At 68.5% G+C, this 17,729-nt stretch carries 11 protein-coding genes; 7 read left to right on the top strand and 4 right to left on the bottom strand.

The annotated features are described in order from the left end of the window. Window positions 1–1,090: 1,090 nt before the first annotated feature. From IT359_12745 to IT359_12735, 3 genes are all read left to right on the top strand, one after another. Entirely contained in the window at window positions 1,091–1,486 is a 396-nt protein-coding gene (locus IT359_12745; protein ID MCC6929841.1) for a BlaI/MecI/CopY family transcriptional regulator, read from the top strand. Next, window positions 1,476–2,936 carry a M56 family metallopeptidase gene (locus tag IT359_12740; protein ID MCC6929840.1) on the top strand — a complete coding sequence of 487 codons (1,461 nt, stop codon included), beginning with the start codon at window positions 1,476–1,478 and terminating at the stop codon, window positions 2,934–2,936. Before IT359_12745 ends, IT359_12740 begins: the two co-directional genes overlap by 11 nt. A gap of 127 nt (window positions 2,937–3,063) precedes the next feature. After that, window positions 3,064–4,116, top strand: coding sequence for a M23 family metallopeptidase (locus IT359_12735; GenBank protein MCC6929839.1), 1,053 nt, complete (start codon window positions 3,064–3,066; stop codon window positions 4,114–4,116). Here the strand turns inward: IT359_12735 and IT359_12730 are convergent. Then, complete coding sequence (locus tag IT359_12730) at window positions 4,110–6,374, bottom strand: EAL domain-containing protein (protein MCC6929838.1); 2,265 nt, start codon at window positions 6,372–6,374, stop codon at window positions 4,110–4,112. The genes IT359_12735 and IT359_12730 overlap by 7 nt on opposite strands. Window positions 6,375–6,693: 319 nt before the next feature. On the opposite strand from IT359_12730, the gene IT359_12725 reads away from it, so the two are divergent. The 4 genes from IT359_12725 (at window position 6,694) to IT359_12710 (ending at window position 13,091) form a co-directional block, all read left to right on the top strand. Then, entirely contained in the window at window positions 6,694–8,103 is a 1,410-nt protein-coding gene (locus IT359_12725) for a hypothetical protein (GenBank protein MCC6929837.1), read from the top strand. A 63-nt stretch (window positions 8,104–8,166) separates the two neighbouring features. Then, entirely contained in the window at window positions 8,167–9,549 is a 1,383-nt protein-coding gene (locus IT359_12720; GenBank protein MCC6929836.1) for a Zn-dependent hydrolase, read from the top strand. A 233-nt stretch (window positions 9,550–9,782) separates the two neighbouring features. Continuing rightward, the gene (locus IT359_12715; protein MCC6929835.1) at window positions 9,783–10,292 is read left to right on the top strand and encodes a winged helix DNA-binding protein; all 510 of its coding nucleotides are present in this window, start codon (window positions 9,783–9,785) and stop codon (window positions 10,290–10,292) included. A gap of 135 nt (window positions 10,293–10,427) precedes the next feature. Continuing rightward, window positions 10,428–13,091 (top strand): carbohydrate binding family 9 domain-containing protein, encoded by a 2,664-nt coding sequence (locus tag IT359_12710; GenBank protein ID MCC6929834.1) that lies wholly within the window; start codon window positions 10,428–10,430, stop codon window positions 13,089–13,091. 635 nt (window positions 13,092–13,726) lie between these two features. Here IT359_12710 and IT359_12705 read toward each other — a convergent pair. The 3 genes from IT359_12705 to IT359_12695 all read right to left on the bottom strand — a co-directional run bounded on the left by IT359_12705 (window position 13,727) and on the right by IT359_12695 (window position 16,105). Beyond that, window positions 13,727–14,143 (bottom strand): PIN domain-containing protein, encoded by a 417-nt coding sequence (locus tag IT359_12705; protein MCC6929833.1) that lies wholly within the window; start codon window positions 14,141–14,143, stop codon window positions 13,727–13,729. After that, entirely contained in the window at window positions 14,118–14,489 is a 372-nt protein-coding gene (locus IT359_12700; GenBank protein ID MCC6929832.1) for a hypothetical protein, read from the bottom strand. The genes IT359_12705 and IT359_12700 overlap by 26 nt, the downstream gene beginning before the upstream one ends. Window positions 14,490–14,623: 134 nt before the next feature. Then, window positions 14,624–16,105, bottom strand: a complete 1,482-nt coding sequence (locus tag IT359_12695; GenBank protein ID MCC6929831.1) for an amidase — start codon at window positions 16,103–16,105, stop codon at window positions 14,624–14,626. Between the last annotated feature and the right edge of the window lie 1,624 nt (window positions 16,106–17,729).

The following is a 17,729-nucleotide window of genomic DNA, read 5'->3' as shown; positions in this document are numbered from 1 at the left end:
GCGTCGAGCAGGAAGGGGGTCACCAGCTTCACGAGCTGCGCCTCGGCAAAGCGGTACAACAGGAGGAAGGCGAGGATCGACGTGATCCCCGGGCGCTGGAAGAAGGACGCGAAGACCGAGAAGAACGACGGCGTTGCGGCTGGCGGAACGTCGCGGCCCCCCTCGACATCACTGGCCCCCGAGAGTCGCTCCACATCGCTCGTCGCGACACGCCCCGCCGCCACGTCGCTCGCCGGTCGCGGCAGGATGACGCGATGCCACGTGGCGAGGATCGTCATCACCGCTGCGAGCGCGGCAAAGGTGATGGCCCACGCATGGCGCGGCGCATCGGGAGTCAGTGACTCCAACCACCCCGCCAGCACCACGAATGCCCCCTGGCCCGTGATCATCGCCAGCCGGTACGCCGTGCTGCGCACCCCCACAAACGCGGTGGCTTCCTGCGTCGGGAGCCCCAACAGGTAGAATCCGTCGCAGGCGATGTCGTGCGTGGCCGACGTGAGCGCCATTACCCACAGCACCGCCAGCGTCAACGCGAAGAACGCCGGCGACCCCAACGCGAGCGCAACCGCCACCAGCGCCGCCGACACGCCGAACTGCGTCGTCACCGTCCACCACCGCTTGCTCCCGTACAGCTCGATCACCGGGCTCCACAGCGGCTTGATGACCCACGGGAGATAGAGCCAGCTGGTGTAGAGCGCGATGTCGGCGTTGCTGATCCCCAGCCGCTTGTACATGACGACCGATACGGTCATCACCACGACGTACGGCAGCCCCTGCGCGAAGTAGAGCGAAGGGACCCAACGCCATGGGTGGCCGGTGGTGGGCTCGAGGGGCAGAGGACGAGAGGACGAGAGGACGAGAGGACGAGAAGATGCGAGCGAAGCGAGCAGCGAAAACCGGGGCCAGAAGACGAGGAAACGTCAGCGGGCAAGGCTAGCAGTTGGGGCCACTTCTGGCGAGCCGGAGATCGATCCCTTCTCTGCTTCGCCCCCCAGGGTAAACGCTCCCCCCACCACAAGTGTCAGACCCCATACACGCCTCTCGTCCTCTCGTCTTCTCGTCCTCTCGTCCTCTCGTCTTCTCAAGATCCATGGAAGCCCACGTCTCCCTCACCGACCTCCAGCTCGCCATCGTGCGGATCCTCTGGGCGCGTGGTTCATCGACCGTCGTCGAGGTGCAGGAGGGACTCCTACCCGAACGTTCGCTGGCACAGACGACCGTGGCGACGCTCCTCTCCCGTCTCGAGAAGCGAGGCGTGGTGAGCCACCAGATCGTGGGGCGGCAGTTCCACTACGAGGCCGAGGTGACCGAGCCCGAGGTGCGCCGTTCGATGGTCGGTGAGCTGACTTCGATGCTCTTCGCCGGACGTCCGGCGGCGCTCATCTCGCACCTCATCGTCGAACGCGACATCCAGCCGGGAGACCTGGCCGAGGTGAAGCGCCTCATCGCCGCCGCCGAGGAGCGCGTGTCGGCTAATGGACGCTAGCTGGCCGATTCTCTTCGCAGGTGTTGGTGGGAGCGGCGCCGTCGTGGCCGGCGCCTGGCTCCTGACCTACGCGCTGCACAGCACGGTGCTCCTCCTCTCGGCGTGGGTTGTGACGTCGATCCGGTGGCTGGGCTGGTCGCCGGCGGCGCGCCAGACCATGTGGCGCGTGGCGTTGGTGGCCGGCGTGCTGACCTCGGCCGCGCAGGTGGCGGCGCCGGCGCTGGCGAGGGGGCGCGTATTGCGCCTGACGGATGCGGCGCGCGGCTCCGTGGCGGCGCTGCAGGTGGTGCAGCGCAGTTCGGCATCGAGTGCGGCCGCAGCATCGGCGTCGCGCGGCTCAGGCGAGCGCAGCGCCCAAGCCGTCACGCTGCTCAGCGCCTTTGTCGGTGGACTGGACGGCTCCGCCGTCGGTGTAATGGACGGCTCCGCCGTCGGTGTAATGGACGGCTCTGCCGTCGGTGTAATGGACGGCTCTGCCCTCCGTGTGATGGTCTTCAGCATCTCGCGCGCGGCGGTGGTTGTTGCGGTGTGGGGGATCGTGGCGCTGGTGCTCGTAGCGCGCATGGCGTTGGGCCAGCGCCGGCTGATGCCGATGCTCGACGGGCGACGCGTGGCGTCGACCTCACTGGCGGCGGGGGCGCTGCGACAGCTCGCCGCGCTGGCGGGGGTGCGGCGCCCGGTCGCCCTCAGCACCAGCGATGCCCTTCGGGCCCCCGCCGCCATCTCATCGCGCGAGATCGTCCTTCCGTCGCGCGCGCTGCGTGACCTCTCGCTCGCCGAACAGGAAGGGGTGCTCGCCCACGAACTCGCGCACGTCGTACGGCACGACACGCGGTGGTTGCAACTGGCGGCATTGCTCGAGCGCCTGGCCTGGTTCCAGCCGCTCAACCGCGTGGCGCGCCGTCAGATGCAATTGGAGGGCGAGTTCGCCGCCGACGCCTGGGCCGTCCAGCTCACGCGGCAGCCGCTCGCCCTGGCGCGTGCCCTCTCCCGCGTCGCCGAGTGGGTCGCCGCCCAGCCGGCGGGCGCTCGGTACCATGCGGCGGGCGCGACACTCGCCGCGCGCGCCGACGGCTCTCCGCTGGTGGAGCGCGTGCGCCGCCTCACCGCCCCGTCGCGCGACCGCGCACGCCACCAGCGCCTGGGTGGACGCTGGGGCGTTGGCATCATGGCCAGCGCAGCCTCGCTCGCCCTCGTCTTCCTTCCTCGCATCGAGGCGGGGAACTCGGAGCGGCACGCCACCACCTTCCGTACCAACGAACGACTCGAGCTACGCCTCGCCGCGACGCCGCGCCACACGGTAACTCGCGTGGTCGACATGGGAACGCGCTGGTCCGGGACGCGGGTGCGACTTGTTCGCGTGGGGCAGTCTGCATTTCGACTCGCACCGCCCACCACCCCTCACCTGGTGCCACGTCGGATCCTCGTCATCGCTCGGCAGGTCTCGTAGCCCGAGAGTCGGCGCTGCGTCGGCGCAACCTGTCAGCGCCCGCCGCAGCACCCTTTGCGCGGTTGGACCCGCGAGCGTCTACCGATACTTTCTTCGGTATCGCTTCCCGGCGCGTTGCGTCTCGCAGATGGCCTTCCTGATAGCTCTCGTCGCGTTCGTCATCCCGCGCCCACGCCTCTCACGCGTGGCGTGCACCCCGCTGCTCGCGGTCATTGCAGCCGGCGGCGCCGTCACCGCGGTCGGCGCCGCCAGCACCGCCAGCGCCCAGTCGCCAGCGTGCGTCACCGCGTCGGCCGTGTCGTTCGCGCCGCTGCGCGCGCGCCCGGGCACACTCGTGACGGTGCAGCTGGCGGAGTGGCGGGGCGCGGCCTCGCCGACGGGGAGCGTGGCCGGCGAACCGTTGCACTTTCGACCGGCGGACAATGGCGCGTGGCGCGCGCTCGCCGCTGTTCCCATCGATGCGCGCGCGCTCGCCCTTCGCCTCACCTGCCCGCGCGACACGCCCGCCGCGGTTCCCGACACCATTACCGTCGCCCTCCCGCTCACCGCGGCCTCGTATCCACTGGAGAAGCTGCGCGTGGCGCCGGAGTTCTCGGCCAAGCCTGACTCCGCGCTGCAGGCGCGCCTCGATCGCGAAGCCGCACGCGCGGCCGCAGTCTCGCGAAACTCGCACGACACGCCGCCGCTCTGGAATGCCCCCTTCCGTCCACCGCGCGACAGCCGCATCACGTCGTCATTCGGTCGCGGGCGCGAATTCAACGGCACTGTCACCTCACGCCACATGGGGACCGACTACGCCGGCGGCGTGGGCGCCCCGATTCGCGCCGCCAATCGCGGCGTGGTGCGCATCGTCGATCGCTTCTACCTGGGCGGCAACGTCGTCTATCTCGATCACGGCGACGGGCTGGTGACCGCCTACCTCCACCTGAGCGAGCATCGCGTCGCCGAGGGCGATACGGTGGAGCAAGGGGCCATCATTGGCCTGGTCGGTGCCACGGGGCGGGTAACGGGACCGCACCTTCACTGGATCGCGCGCTACGGCCGCATTTCGGTCGATCCGGCGTCGCTCCTTCGCGCCACGCGGGGCGAGGGGTCCGACAGCAGCAACGCGAAGCCGGCAAAGTCCTCGACGCCCGCGTCGGCCAAGCGTCACCCGAAGGGTCGCACCGGCAATCAATAACCAGGGCGCGACGAGCGGCTCACCTCCGCCAGCGCGCTCGCATGCTGCGCCAGCCACGCCACCACGTTCTCCCCGCCCACGGGATGGCTGAACAGGTACCCCTGTCCCGTGTGGCAGCCCAGCTCCGTGAGCGTCTGTTCCTGCGTGTTGCGCTCGATGCCCTCCGCCACCACCTCGACGCCTATCGAGTGGGCGAGCGACAGCATCGTCCGCACGAACGACGCCTCGCGCTCACCATCCTCCATGCGCGACACGAACGAGCGGTCGATCTTGAGTTCGTCCACCGGGAAGTACTGCAGGTGCGAGAGCGACGAGTAGCCCGTTCCGAAATCGTCGATCGCCACGCGCACGCCTAACGCCTTCAACTCGCGGAGCCGCGCCAGCGCCGTGTCGGGGTGGCGCATGATCTCCCCCTCGGTGATCTCCAGGATCAGCCGTGCGGCGTCGAGCCCCGAGCGCGTCAGCGCGCCCTGGACATCGCCCACCAGCATCTCGCTCTCCAGTTGGCGTGGCGCGAGGTTCACCGACACCGAGGGGAGTCCGTCGCCCAGGTCGGGCCAGCTCGCCGCCTGTTTGCAGGCGTCATGCAGGACCCAGCGGCCGATGGTGATCATCAAGCCCGTCTCTTCGGCCACGGTGAGGAACTCTCCGGGCAACACGAGGCCGCGCCGGGGATGGCGCCAGCGCAGCAGCGCCTCGAAGCCGCGCACACGACCGCTCCCCAGGCGCACCAGCGGTTGGAAGTACAGCTCGAACTCCTGGTTCACGATCGCACGTCGCAGGTCCTGCTCGACCTCCAGCCAGACGACGGCCCGCTCGTGCATGGACGGGTCGAAGACGCGCGCACAGTGCTTGCCCGACGTCTTGGCCGAGTACATGGCGATATCGGCGGAGCGCAGGACGGCGTCACCGTCGTCGCCGGGCTCGGCGACGGCGATCCCGATGCTCACGTTCACCGCCACCTCGCGACCGTGCACCGTGATCGGGGCACTGATGATCCGCAGCAGGCGCTCGGCGAGCGACTGGGGATCCTCGTCATCCCGCACCGACTCGATCACGATGGCGAACTCGTCGCCGCCCAGGCGCGCCACGGTCTCGCCGGCCCGCACCGTGTTGGCGATGCGCTGACCAACGACGCGCAGCAGGGCGTCGCCCGCGGCGTGGCCAAGCGAGTCGTTCACGCGCTTGAATCCGTCCAGGTCGAGGAGGAGGACCGCGACGTCGGCGTGGTGCCGCGCGCGCCGCTCGAGGGCATGGCGCAGGCGGTCGCGGAACAACGCGCGGTTGGCCAGCCCGGTGAGCTCGTCCTCGAACGCCTGGCGCGTGAGCTCCTCCTCCATGCGCTTGCGTTCGGTCACGTCCTGCAGCATGAGCATCAGGCGCGGCGCATCACCGGTGGAGGCACTCGCCACGGTCAGCAGCCCCCACACCACGCTTCCATCGCGCCGGCACAGCCTCCGCTCCAGCGTGACCGACTCCCGCGCGGTGCTCACCAACTCGGCGAACAGCTCGGGAACGTCCAGCACGTCGTCGGGATGCAGGAATCGCTGCAGCGACGTCCCGACCATCTCGTCAGGCGCAAAGCCGAGTATGCTGCGGCAGGCCGGGTTGGCCCGCTCGATGCGCCCGTCGATCGTGAGTAGCTGCACGGCGATCCCGGCGTGATCGAAGAAGGCCTGGAAGCGCGCCGCGTTCTCGCGCGCCGCGCGCTCCGCCCGTCGCTGCGCCGTCACGTCGCGCATCATCATCAGCACCGCGTCGACGCCACCCAGCGAGATCTCCAACGCCTGCACCTCGGCCACGACCTCCTCGCGGCGTGCGGTCAGCAGCGTGGTCTCGGCCATGAACTGCGCATCGAAGCGCGTCCCGCCCATCAGCCGCATCGCGATCGCGCACCCCATCTGGCAGATCCCCAGGGCGTCGATGGGCGCGCCCACGACCTGCGCCTTCGACCACTCGAACGTCTGTTCCGCCGCTGCATTCCAGTCCATCACCACGCGGTCGCTGCGGCGCAGCACGAAAGCAGGGAGGGGACCCAGGTCAAAGAGGAGGCGATAGCGTTCCTCCGTGGCGCGCGATTGCTCGAGGCGATGCTCCAGCTCGTGCGAGAGTTCCTCGAGCGCGCGCTCGGAGGCGGCGCGCTCGCGTTCCGCGTCGTGCAACGTGGCGCTCGCCGCTTCCAGCACGGCACGCACTGCGTCAGGCAGCGGTACGTCGCCGAGGAGGGCGTGAATTGGCTGGGCGAAGGAGGGGTGCATCAACGCGCTCCGATGCCGGTGTGGGCGGGTTCGACCGGCGCGCCGGCCAGCAATTGTGAGGTGACTCTTAGTCTCGACCGCGCCATACCGGTTGTTCACCGCGATCGCCAAACATGAGGCGCTGCCAATGGGCGGTATTGCAGCTGCCTAATCCACGGACGACCCCGCCCACCGGGACGAAACGACGCCGGGCGACGAAGAGGGGAGGGGCGGTACAGTCGGCATGGGCAAACTGCCGATACCTCTCGGGGCAGAGGCCTCGAAGGTTGCTCTCGTACCCCACCGGCGGTGCTCACCGCCGGCACACACCGGTCCCCCAATGCGCTCACTCCTGCGTTTGCTCCCGTCACCGCGTTCACGCTCGCATCGCGTCGTTGCCGCGGCGGTGCTCGTCTCCATTTTCGTCGCGCCGCGCCTCGTGTCCGCGCAGCATCACGAGGAGAAGGCGCCGCCCAAGGTCAAGGAATCGCACGGTGCGGTGGCACCGGTGTCGTCGACCGCCGCCAAGCCGTCAGCCGCAAAGGCGGGGGAAGGGCACGCCGCGGCCAACGCGTCGGCGCATACTACGGCGCACGCTACGGCTGGCGCCGCGTCGTCGTCGTGCAACTCGCTCTCGTCGGTGACCACTGGGCGCCCGGTCGTCCCCGAGACGGCGGGGCCGGGCTTCGCGTCGTTCGTCGATCCCACGGCACGCGTCGAGTCGCCGGAGCGCGTGATGATCGGGTGCCGCTCCTACATTGCCCCGTTTGTCTCGCTCGACGGCTCGCAGGGCCCCATCGCCATCGGCGATGAGACCAACCTGCAGGACAACGTCGCCGTCTCCGGCAAGCTCGTGATGCTCGGCGATCGCGTCATCGTTGCCCACGGCGCCACGATCGTTGGGCCGGCGACCGTCGGCGCGTCCAAGGGGAAGCCCGCCTTTATCGGCTTCAACGCCTTCATCGACGGCGCCATGATCGAGCCCGACGCCTTCATCGGGCACCTGGCGCGCATCGCCCCGGGAATCGTGATCCACGCCGGGACCAAGGTCCTCCCGGGGAAGTTCATCAAGACGCAGGCGGAGGCCGACAAGCCCGAACTGGGGAAGGTCACCGCGGTGACCGAGGGCGACCGCGCCTTCATGGAAGGGGTGCTGCACGTGAACACCGCATTCGCAGCTGGCTACACGGATCTCTTTCACGCCTCGCCGACGCAGGTAAAGGGGGTGGGGCGCGACCCCGGCCACTCCGACTTCAACCACGACGCCGACCTCCCCACCTTCGGTGGCAAGCCCGAAGCGCACCCGGATATCGACCGCGTCCGCATCATCGGCGCCGTCTCGCTCGACGACCCGTATGAGGCGCTGCAGGCAAAGGTGGGGCGCAACATCGCCATTCGCGCCGACGAGGGTGAGCACTTTCGCCTCGGCGTCCTCACGCGCCTGCAGGATCGCGTCACCTTCCACGCCCTCGAGCACACGGATCTCGAGGTGGGCCAGCGCATCGACTTCGGCTACCACGTGGTGCTGCACGGCGGTCCCGACGATGCCGCCGAGCCGCACGAGATCACCAAGGTCGGCGACGACGTCACCGTGAAGGACTGGGCCGTCCTCTTCCGCTCCAAGGTCGGCAATGGCGTCACCATCGGGACGCGCGCCTACGTCGATGGCTGCCATCTGGCCGCGGGGACCGTCGTCCCGGATCGCGCGATCATGATCAAGGACAAGATCGTCGGTTATGTAGAGTGGTAGATCGAGCCGCGGCGCCGCACATTGTGGGACTCACCCCAACGGTCCCGAACGGACTCCCCCACCATGCGGCGTCGCGACTTCACCCGAACTTCTCTCTCAGCGCTCGGCGCGCTCGCCTTTGGTCGCCTGGACGGCGTAGGTCGTCTGGACGGCGTCGGCGAGTACGCCGGGCGCGTCGGCTTTCCACGCCGATCCAGCACGCGCGCTGACGCGCTCGCCCCGCTCGTCAACGGCGAGCGGCTCAACGCGCATCTCGCGGCGCTCTCGGAGTTCGGGAAGAACCCGTTTGGCGGCGTGTCGCGCGTTGCCTATTCGGAGGCCGACAAGCAGGGGCGCGCGTACGTGATGGGGCTCATGCGCGACGCCAGGCTTACCGTGAGTGTCGATGCCGCCGGCAACATCTGGGGGCGGCGAGCGGGGAGCGATGCGTCGCGCAAACCGATCGTCTTTGGTTCGCACGTCGACTCTGTGCTCGAGGGGGGGAACTTCGACGGCACCGTGGGGTCGCTCGGCGCCATCGAAGTCGCGCAGACGCTCTCGGAGCAGGGGATCACGACGCGCCACCCGCTGGAGGTCGTCGTCTTCCAGAACGAGGAAGGGGGGACGTTCGGGAGTCGCGCCCTCATCGGTCAGCTGCACGCGAGCGACCTCCCGCTCAAGGCGAGCAGCGGGAAGACCATCGGCGACGGGATTGCCTTTCTTGGGGGCGACGTGTCGAAGCTGGCGAGCGTGACGCGGCAACCGGGCGACGTGGCCGCGTACGTGGAGCTTCACATCGAGCAGGGAGGAAACCTCGACCGCGAGAAGCTGGATATCGGGGTCGTGGAGGGGATCGTCGGGATCGGGCAGTGGGAAGTGACGATCACCGGCTTCCAGAACCACGCCGGGACGACGGCAATGGCGGACCGGCACGACGCGCTGCTGGCGGCGGCGCGCTTCACCGAGATGGTGAACCGTGTGGTGCGCAGCGTTCCCGGGCGCCAGGTGGGGACGGTGGGGCGCATCCAGGCCTTTCCCGGAGCGCCTAACGTGATTCCGGGCAAGGTGGTCTGTTCGCTCGAGGTGCGCGACCTCGATCGCGCCAAGGTCGATCGCCTCGCCGAGCAAATCCGGAGGGAAGCAACGGCCATTGGCGAGGCGACGGGAACCACCTTTGCCTACACCGACCTGCACCAGGCGCTCCCGGCGCTGTGCGACCCGCGCGTGCAGCAGGCGGTGGAAGGTGCCGCGCACGCCCTCAAGCTCACCACGAAGTACCTGCCGAGCGGCGCCGGCCACGACGCGCAGCACATGGCCAAACTGTGCCCGGCAGGTATGATCTTCATTCCCAGCGTGGGGGGCATTTCGCACTCGCCCAAGGAGTTCTCGAAGGCCAGCGACATCACCAACGGGGCAAACGTCCTCCTGGCCACGGTGCTGGCGCTCGACGCCGCGTCGTGGAGCTGACGCGGGGCCCGCGCCCGGCACGAGGGCCGATCCGGACCTCGTGCAGCTGCAATTCGGGGTGGGGGGCGTGCCGGCGATCGATGGACGCTGCCATGTGCGTGCGATGTGGATGCTTCACGCGTGTAGGCTAAACGGCTACAGCAAGCGCCCGACGCAACTGGGGGGACTCCTCCCTCGTGCGTCCGGCGCCACGGGGCTAGCATGGGCTCATGGGCACTTCATCCGGACCCTCAATGACGCAGCGCCGAACCTCCATTCAGGAAGAGCTGCAACAGCGGCGTCCCTTCCAGAGCAAGCGGCAGGAGGTGTTCCTGGCCCTCCTGCGTACCGCCGCCGTGGTCAAGCGCCCAGTCGCCAAGGTGGTGGAAGCGCACGACCTGTCGCTGGCGCAGTACAACGTGCTGCGCATCCTGCGCGGCGCGGGCGACGAAGGGCTCCCGACACTGACCATTCGCGAGCGGATGATCGAGGAGGCGGCCGGAATCACGCGCCTCATCGACAAACTCGAGGCCTCGGGCCTGGTGCGACGCGAGCGCGGGGCATCGAGCGACCGGCGTCAGGTCTTTTGCCGCATCACCGAGGCGGGGCTCAAGGTACTGGTCGAGCTGGATCCCTCGGTTGCTGCCGCCACGGATGAAACGCTCGTCGACGTCGACACCGCGCGTCTCGACGACCTGCTCCTCGTCCTCGAGGAAGTGCGCGCCAGCGCCCGGCAGGCGCAGCGCGACGCCGAGGGCGGTTAGGGTGACGTTCGCGCGCGGCGAGTGGCGCTGCACGACTCACCCCACTCGTTAACAAAGTGCCCGGCTCGGGCGTAGAAGGAGGCGCCGCCGAATGGTGGCGCCTTCGTTGTCTCCCCCCTCGGTCGTCGCCACTGCATGTCGCACGTTCGCGCGCGCTGCGCCGGATCACTCGCCCTCCCCGGTCCGCGCATGCGCGCGCTGCCGCGCCCCTTGCTGTCGGCCCTGGCCTGTCTGATGGTCGTCGTCGCTCTCCCGTCGGTGGCAGGTGGACAGGACGGCGCACTCGATGTGTCGCGTGCGACGCCTTCGGGGGCCGTTCGCGCTGCCGGTGGCACTGGCGCCTACAACAAGGTGCCGAGCGCGCCGCCCAACAACGCGCTCAACACCGCGCGCGCGGTCCGCGCCCGCTCGGCGCCGGTTATCGACGGGCGCGACGACGATCCCGCCTGGATCGACGCCCCGCCCATTGACGACTTCAAGCAGTTCTCCCCGCAGGAAGACGGCGAGGCTTCGTTCCGCACCGAGGTGCGTGCCATCTACGACGACCGCAACCTGTACGTCGTGGTCCGCGCCTTCGACCCGCACCCCGACTCCATCGTCTCGCTCCTGTCGCGGCGCGACGTGCGCACCAACTCCGACCAGCTCAAGATCATCGTCGACGGCTATCTCGACCGGCGCACTGCCATCGAGCTCATGCTCAACCCCGCCGGGGTCAAGCGCGACGCCTCGATCTACAGCGACGTTGTCGAGGACATGTCGTGGGACGGCGTGTGGGACGGTGCGGCCGCCGTCGACTCGTTAGGGTGGGTGGCCGAGTTCAAGGTCCCCTTCTCGCAACTCCGCTTCAATCCCGGCGCGCGCGCCTTCGGCTTTGGCGTGTGGCGCGACATCGCCAGGCGCAACGAGCGCGTCGCCTGGCCGGCGTACCGGACTTCGCGCAGCACGCTTGCCTCGCAGCTCGGCACGCTCGAGGGGCTGGGCGGCATCCAGCGCAGCTCGCGCCTCGAGGTCCTCCCCTACCTCCTCACCAAGAACGTCACCGAGCCGGCCACCGGCGGATGGAGCCACCCGCAAAAGGTGACGGGGGGCGTCGACCTCAAGTACGGCATTACCGCCAATGCCACGCTCGACGCCACGGTCAACCCCGACTTCGGCCAGGTGGAGGTCGATCCCGCGGTCCTCAACCTCAGCGCCTTCGAGGTCCGCTTCGAGGAACGGCGCCCCTTCTTCCAGGAAGGCGTTGGACTCTTCAAGTGCGGCGGTCCGTGCGAGGGGGTCTTCTACACGCGCCGCATTGGGCGCACCCCGCAGCTGCGCGCCTCCGCGCTCGACGCGTCGGGGACCAGTATCCTCGGCGCGTCGAAGTTCACCGGGCGCTTGAGCAACGGATGGCAGGTGGGGATCCTCGACGCGATCACCAGTCGCGAGGAGGGGGTGAGCGGGAGCACCATCGAGCCGCAGACCAACTATTTCGTCGGGCGTCTCGTGAAGGACATGCGCGCTGGGCGGTCGCAGCTGGGGGCCATGTTCGGCGCCGTGAATCGCAACCTCGACGCCGACACCGATCCCTATCTCCGGCGCGCGGCCTATACGTCGCTGCTGCAGGGGTTCCACCGCTTCGGAAAGGACCAGTGGGAGCTGATGGCCTATACGGGACTCAACTCGGTGGAAGGGTCGCGCCAGGCCATCGCGCGCACGCAGCTCAACAGCGTGCACTTCTACCAGCGTCCCGACCATGAGGAGCACTTCGACAGCACGCGTACCTCGTTAGGCGGGCATGTCATGGCCGCGTCACTCTCAAAGATCGGCGGCGCCGTGCGCTGGAACACCTACTTGCGACGCGCCTCGGCCGGGCTCGAGCTCAATGACCTGGGCTTCGTCCCCACGGTGAACGACGCCTCCATTCGCAACGACATGACGTGGCAGGCGCTGCGCCCGGGACCCTTCTACCGCCGCCGCACCCTCAACGTCGCCACCGAGCATCACTGGACCACCGGCGGGCTCCCCAGCGGCGATCGCATCGCCGTCACCGCGTTGTGGGAGCTCCCGAACTCGTGGATCTCCACCCTCAGCGTCTCGGTGAACGACTACGGCAACGCGCATTGCGTCGCCTGCGCGCGCGGCGGTCCGGCGGTGCGCCAGTCGGCCAAGTATGACGTCAACTGGTCAATCACCGGCGACCCGCGGCTCCCCTTCGTTCCCAAGCTCCTCCTGGCGACTGGGGTGGGCGACGACCGCCGCTCGTACGGTTATGCGACCACCCTGGGCGGTGACCTGCGCATCGCCTCCCGATTCTCGATGGGGGTCGAGGCGCAGTACACGCACCGCAACGACGACCAGCAGTGGATCGCGAACTACGGCTCGGCGTTCAGCGACACCACGCACTTCACCTTCGCCCACCTGGACCAGTCCACGCTCTCGATGACCGGGCGCGTGAACTTCACCGCGTCGCCGACGCTGTCGTTGCAGCTGTACACGCAACCCTTCGTCAGCACGGGCGACTTCGACAACTGGCGCGAACTCCGCGACCCGCGCGCGGCGCGATATCGCGACCGCTACAAGCCGTACGGCGGCAGCAGCAACCCCGATGGCTTCTCGTACAAGCAGTTCAACTCCAACGCCGTCGTGCGGTGGGAGTACCGTCCCGGCTCGACGCTCTTCGTGGTCTGGCAGCAGGGTCGCTTGCGCGATCAGGTGCTGGGGCGCGGCTTCGACTTCGCCCGCGACTATCGCGACCTCTTCCGTGCGCATCCCGACAATACGCTGCTGGTGAAGCTGGCGTACTGGTTGAATCCGTAGCGGGAGAGGACGAGAAGACGAGAAGACGAGAAGACGAGAAGAAAGAAGACGAGAAGCCTGCCCCAGCGAAGGCTGGGGACGAGACGACAAACACCCTGCGACCAAGCCGGCACCCGCCAGCGACCTCGTCCTCTCGTCTTCTCGTCTTCTCGTCTTCTCACATTCACGTGTGGCATCACGTCACAGAGGAATCGGCACCTCGCGTGTAGCGTGGGAGCGTTCGTGGCGCGCCGTCAGGTAGCCGCGGGCTCAACCATAAGAGGGCCGCATGACGAAGACATGGTGTGTGCAAGAGGACGCGCGCGCCGGGGGACGGCGCCGCTCGCGTTCGCCGCCGGGCGGCGAGCGCAATCACCACAGTGGCCGAGGACACGTCTGGACGTTGGCCGCACGCAGCAAAAGCGTCGAACGCCGGGACTCGCCTCATCTCTGGGCCGGCGGCGCACCACGTCATGATTCGTCCGGTCCCCCCGGCACGATCTGAACGCGGTGCCGTCGTGAGGTGAGGCACCCGGCATTCGATGCCTCGAAAGGAACCCCGCTCACACATCCGCACCACACGGAGTGGAACGCTGAGAGGGCCGCGCCCGAAATTCCGGGGGGTGCGGCCCTCTCTCCGTTCGTGCGACGGCGAGCTACGGCTCGAGCGTGAAGCCGGCGGTGATGAAGTCCTGGTCGTAAGCGAACGCCGAAGCGATTCCCTCCTCGCGCATCACCTCGAACGAGACGCTATCGGTGAGGGAGAAGCGCTGATCGCCGAAGCGCTCCATCCACCCCGCCATCGCCCGGCTCAGCAGGTCGCGCCCCACTTCGCGCCACTCGAAAGCGGGATCGCGCAACAAGCCGAGTACCACGCGCCGCGCCTCGGCGTGCGGAAGTCGCCGTAACAGGTGACCGTGTACCTCGCCCAGCACCAGCGCATGGCTCACGAAATGCGCGCGTTGCTGCTGCAGTCGCAGCAGCGTCCGCCGCGCGCGCGCATGGTACTGGTCACGCGTGCTGGCCAGCGCCAGCAACGCCCCCGTGTCAACGGCTACGCGGACCGCGGGCATTTCCCTTCCTTGTGGACGTTGCGGACGAGCTGGCGGGTTTCGACGGGCCGCTCACACGGCGCAGCTGCGTTGGTGCTGACGGCTCGGCGTACAGGTACTCGTCGTGGCGCGCCGCCAGGTCGGGGGGGACGTCGCGTGCGACATCGAGCGAACCCAGCAGCCCGGAGAGCCCGGCCCCCGGGCGCTGCGCCAGTTCAAGCTCCTGCGCCATCCGTCGGATCCCCTGTCGAATCACCTCGGCCTTGGACACCGACAAGCGTTCGGCGAGCGAGGCGAGCAGCTCGGCGTCATCGGTCTCGAGATAGGCCTGCACGGGCTCGCGAACCCTGCGCGGTGTGGGTGTCATGCATGTACTCCTGCTGAGTGTACATGTAGCTAATACATGCATCAGGCCGAGTCAAGCCGACGGGGGCGCCGCCGCGGCATCGCGCGTCGCTCAGGAGGCGATGGCGCGCCCTCACACCGTGCTGCCACGGCGCGCTACCACGGCATGCTCACGGACGGCCACTTCGTGGCCCAGGGGCGCGCGCGCTCCAACTGCCCGGCCACGCGGAAGAGCGTCGCGTCGTCGCCAAAGCGCCCCGCCAGCTGCACGCCGATCGGCAACCCTTCGCCGTTCCACCAGAGCGGCACCGACATCGCCGGCTGCCCGGTGACGTTGAACAACGGGGGATAGGGGATGAAGTCGAACACGGTTGCCGCAGCCTGCGACACCGCGCCGAGGCGTTTCATCAAGCCGCCGGCATGCAGCGCCCCAAAGACACGCAGCATCAGTGCCTCGCCAGTTTTCGGCTGCAGCGCGCCGTGCGGGACGGGAGGCATGCCCAGGGTTGGCGTGAGGAGGAGGTCGTAGCGCTCGAAGAACGATCCCAGGCCGCGCGCCGCACGCTGGAGATAGCGCTGCGCGATGGCGTACTCGCCGGCGCTCACCGCGTGTCCAAGCATTGCCAATCCCCAGGTGGCCAACTCCACGTCGGTGCGCGTGGCGGTGCGCGCGAGGCGCGCCGTCGCATCGTGCAGGTCGGCGACGACCTCGCCGCAGACAATGGTGACGAAGGCCTCGTTGAAGCGGTCGCGATCCACCGCGGGCGCCGCTTCTTCCACGTGGTGGCCTAACGACTGGAGCAATGCTGCCGCGTCGCGCATCGCGGCCGAGCAGTCGGGGTGCGTGCCGTGCCCCAGCATTGGCGCATCGGTGAAGGCGATGCGCAACGGGGGAGGCTCGGTCGTCACTTCGTCGAGGAAGGCGCGCGCCTTGGGTGGCGCGGCGTATGGCGCTCCCACATCCTCGCCGTCGATGGCATCGAGCATCGCCGCCGAGTCACGCACCGTCCGGGTGAGCACCCCCTCGCTCACGGCGCCTCCCCACAGCTCGCCGTCGTCGGGGCCGGTCGGGACTCGCCCCCGCGTGGGCTTGAAGCCGAAGATCCCGCAGCACGATGACGGAATGCGAATCGACCCGCCGCCGTCGCCGCCTCCCGCCATCGCCACCATCCCGCTCGCCACCGCCGCCGCCGATCCACCGCTCGAGCCGCCAGAGGTGCGCGTCACGTCCCACGGATTCCGCGTGACGCCATGCGCCGTGGGTTCGGTGTACGGCGTGAGCCCGAACTCCGGCGTCGCCGTCTTCCCCAGCACGATCACCCCCGCCTGGCGATAGCGGCGCATCAGCTCCGAGTCGTGCGGGGCGCGGTATCCGTGGTAGAGCTTCGATCCGCTGGCGATCGGTTCACCCTCGTATGCGGTGAGGAGATCCTTGATGAGAAACGGCACCCCGGCAAACGGCGCCGCCGGATCGGCCAGCGGGCGTGATGCCAACTGTCGCGCCTGATCGAACATCGGATACACGACGGCATTGAGCTGCGGATTGAGCTGCTCGATGCGCGCGATCGCCGCGTCGACGGCCTCTGCGGCCGAGAGTTGACGCGTGCGGATGAGGTGGGCGAGCGCGAGGGAATCCATGGCGCGTATGGGAGAAGACGAGAGGACGAGATGACGAGAGGACGAGAGGCCTGCCCCAGCGAAGGTTGGGGACGAGAAGACGAGAGGGGGTGGCGCGGGTGGGGGGTGGGGGACAATCTCGGGGGAGGGGGGCGTGGGGGAAGGGTGTCCGTGGCGAGCGTGGGGGGTGAGTGGCGAGGGGGGGATGAAATGGAGCTTCACGGAGGTCGCACGGGGGTTCACGGTGTGAAGCTGTTCATCACGGAGGCACGGAGGAGCACGGAGGGATGCCGCGACGACGATGGGAAGCGGTACCAGTTCGACCAAAAGGCCCGCAGGAAAGCCAGGCACCGCACGCACTCATCCGGCAAGCCGATCCCGTGTCCTCCGTGCCTCCGTGGTGAACGCTCTTCTCCGTGTACCTCCGTGAACCCTCCGTGAACCTCCGTGTCCAGCTTCTGCTCTCTTGCCCGCACTACGCCTAACCACAGGCGCCGCGCGACGCGCCGAACCCAGCCCCCACGCCCACCTTCCCAGCGAAAGCTGGGATCCATTTGTCCTCGGCACACCCGCGATCGGCTGTCTGGCGCGCCGGTGACCGCGACAACCAAAGCACGACACGGAGGACCACGGAGGAAACACGGAGGACCACGGAGGAAACACGGAGGCGCACGAAGGAGACACGGAAGCGCGCGAAGGAGACACGGAAGCGCACGGAGGCGACAAGGAGGCGCACGGAGGAGACACGAAGGCGCACGGAGGTGACACGGAAGCAAACGAAGGAGACACGAAAGCAAACGAAGGAGTGCCGCGACGCGTCGAACCCAGCCCCCACGCCCACCTTCCCAGCGAAAGCTGGGATCCATTTGTCCTCGGCACACCCGCGATCGGCCGCCTCGGGCGCCAGTGACCGCGACAACCAAAGCACGACACGGAGGACCACGGAGGAAACACGGAGGACCACGGAGGACCACGGAGGAAACACGGAGGACCACGGAGGAAACACGGAGGCGCACGAAGCAGACACGGAAGCGCGCGAAGGAGACACGCAATCAAACGAAGGAGACACGCAATCAAACGAAGGAGTGCCGCGACGTGCCGCACCCAGCCCCCCACGCCCACCTTCCCAGCGAAAGCTGGGATCCATTCGTCCTCGGCACACCCGCGATCGGCTGCCTGGCGCGCCAGTGACCGCGACAACCAAAGCACGACACGGAGGACCACGGAGGAAACACGGAGGACGACGGAGGAAACACGGAAGCGCACGAAGGAGACACGGAAGCGCACGGAGAAGACACGAAGGCGCACGAAGCAGACACGGAAGCGCGCGAAGGAGACACGCAATCAAACGAAGGAGTGCCGCGACGCGCCGAACCCAGCCCCCACGCCCACCTTCCCAGCGAAAGCTGGGATCCATTTGCCCTCGATACACCCGCGATCGGCCGCCTTGGGCGCCGGTGACCGCGACAACCAAAGCACGACACGGAGGAGACACGGATGAGAAACGGAGGGAAACGCAGGAGTGCCGCGACGCGCCTTCAACCTCCGTGGTGCCTCCGTGTACCTCCGTGTCGAGCTTGTGCAGTCTTGCCTGCACCACGCCTAACCACCGGCGCCGCGCGACGTGCCGAACCCAACCCCCCAC

The sequence above is a fragment of the Gemmatimonadaceae bacterium genome (assembly GCA_020852815.1).
Lineage (GTDB): Bacteria > Gemmatimonadota > Gemmatimonadetes > Gemmatimonadales > Gemmatimonadaceae > SCN-70-22.
The sequence above is the reverse complement of the archived record's forward strand: the minus strand, read 5'-3'. Positions and strand labels throughout refer to the sequence as shown.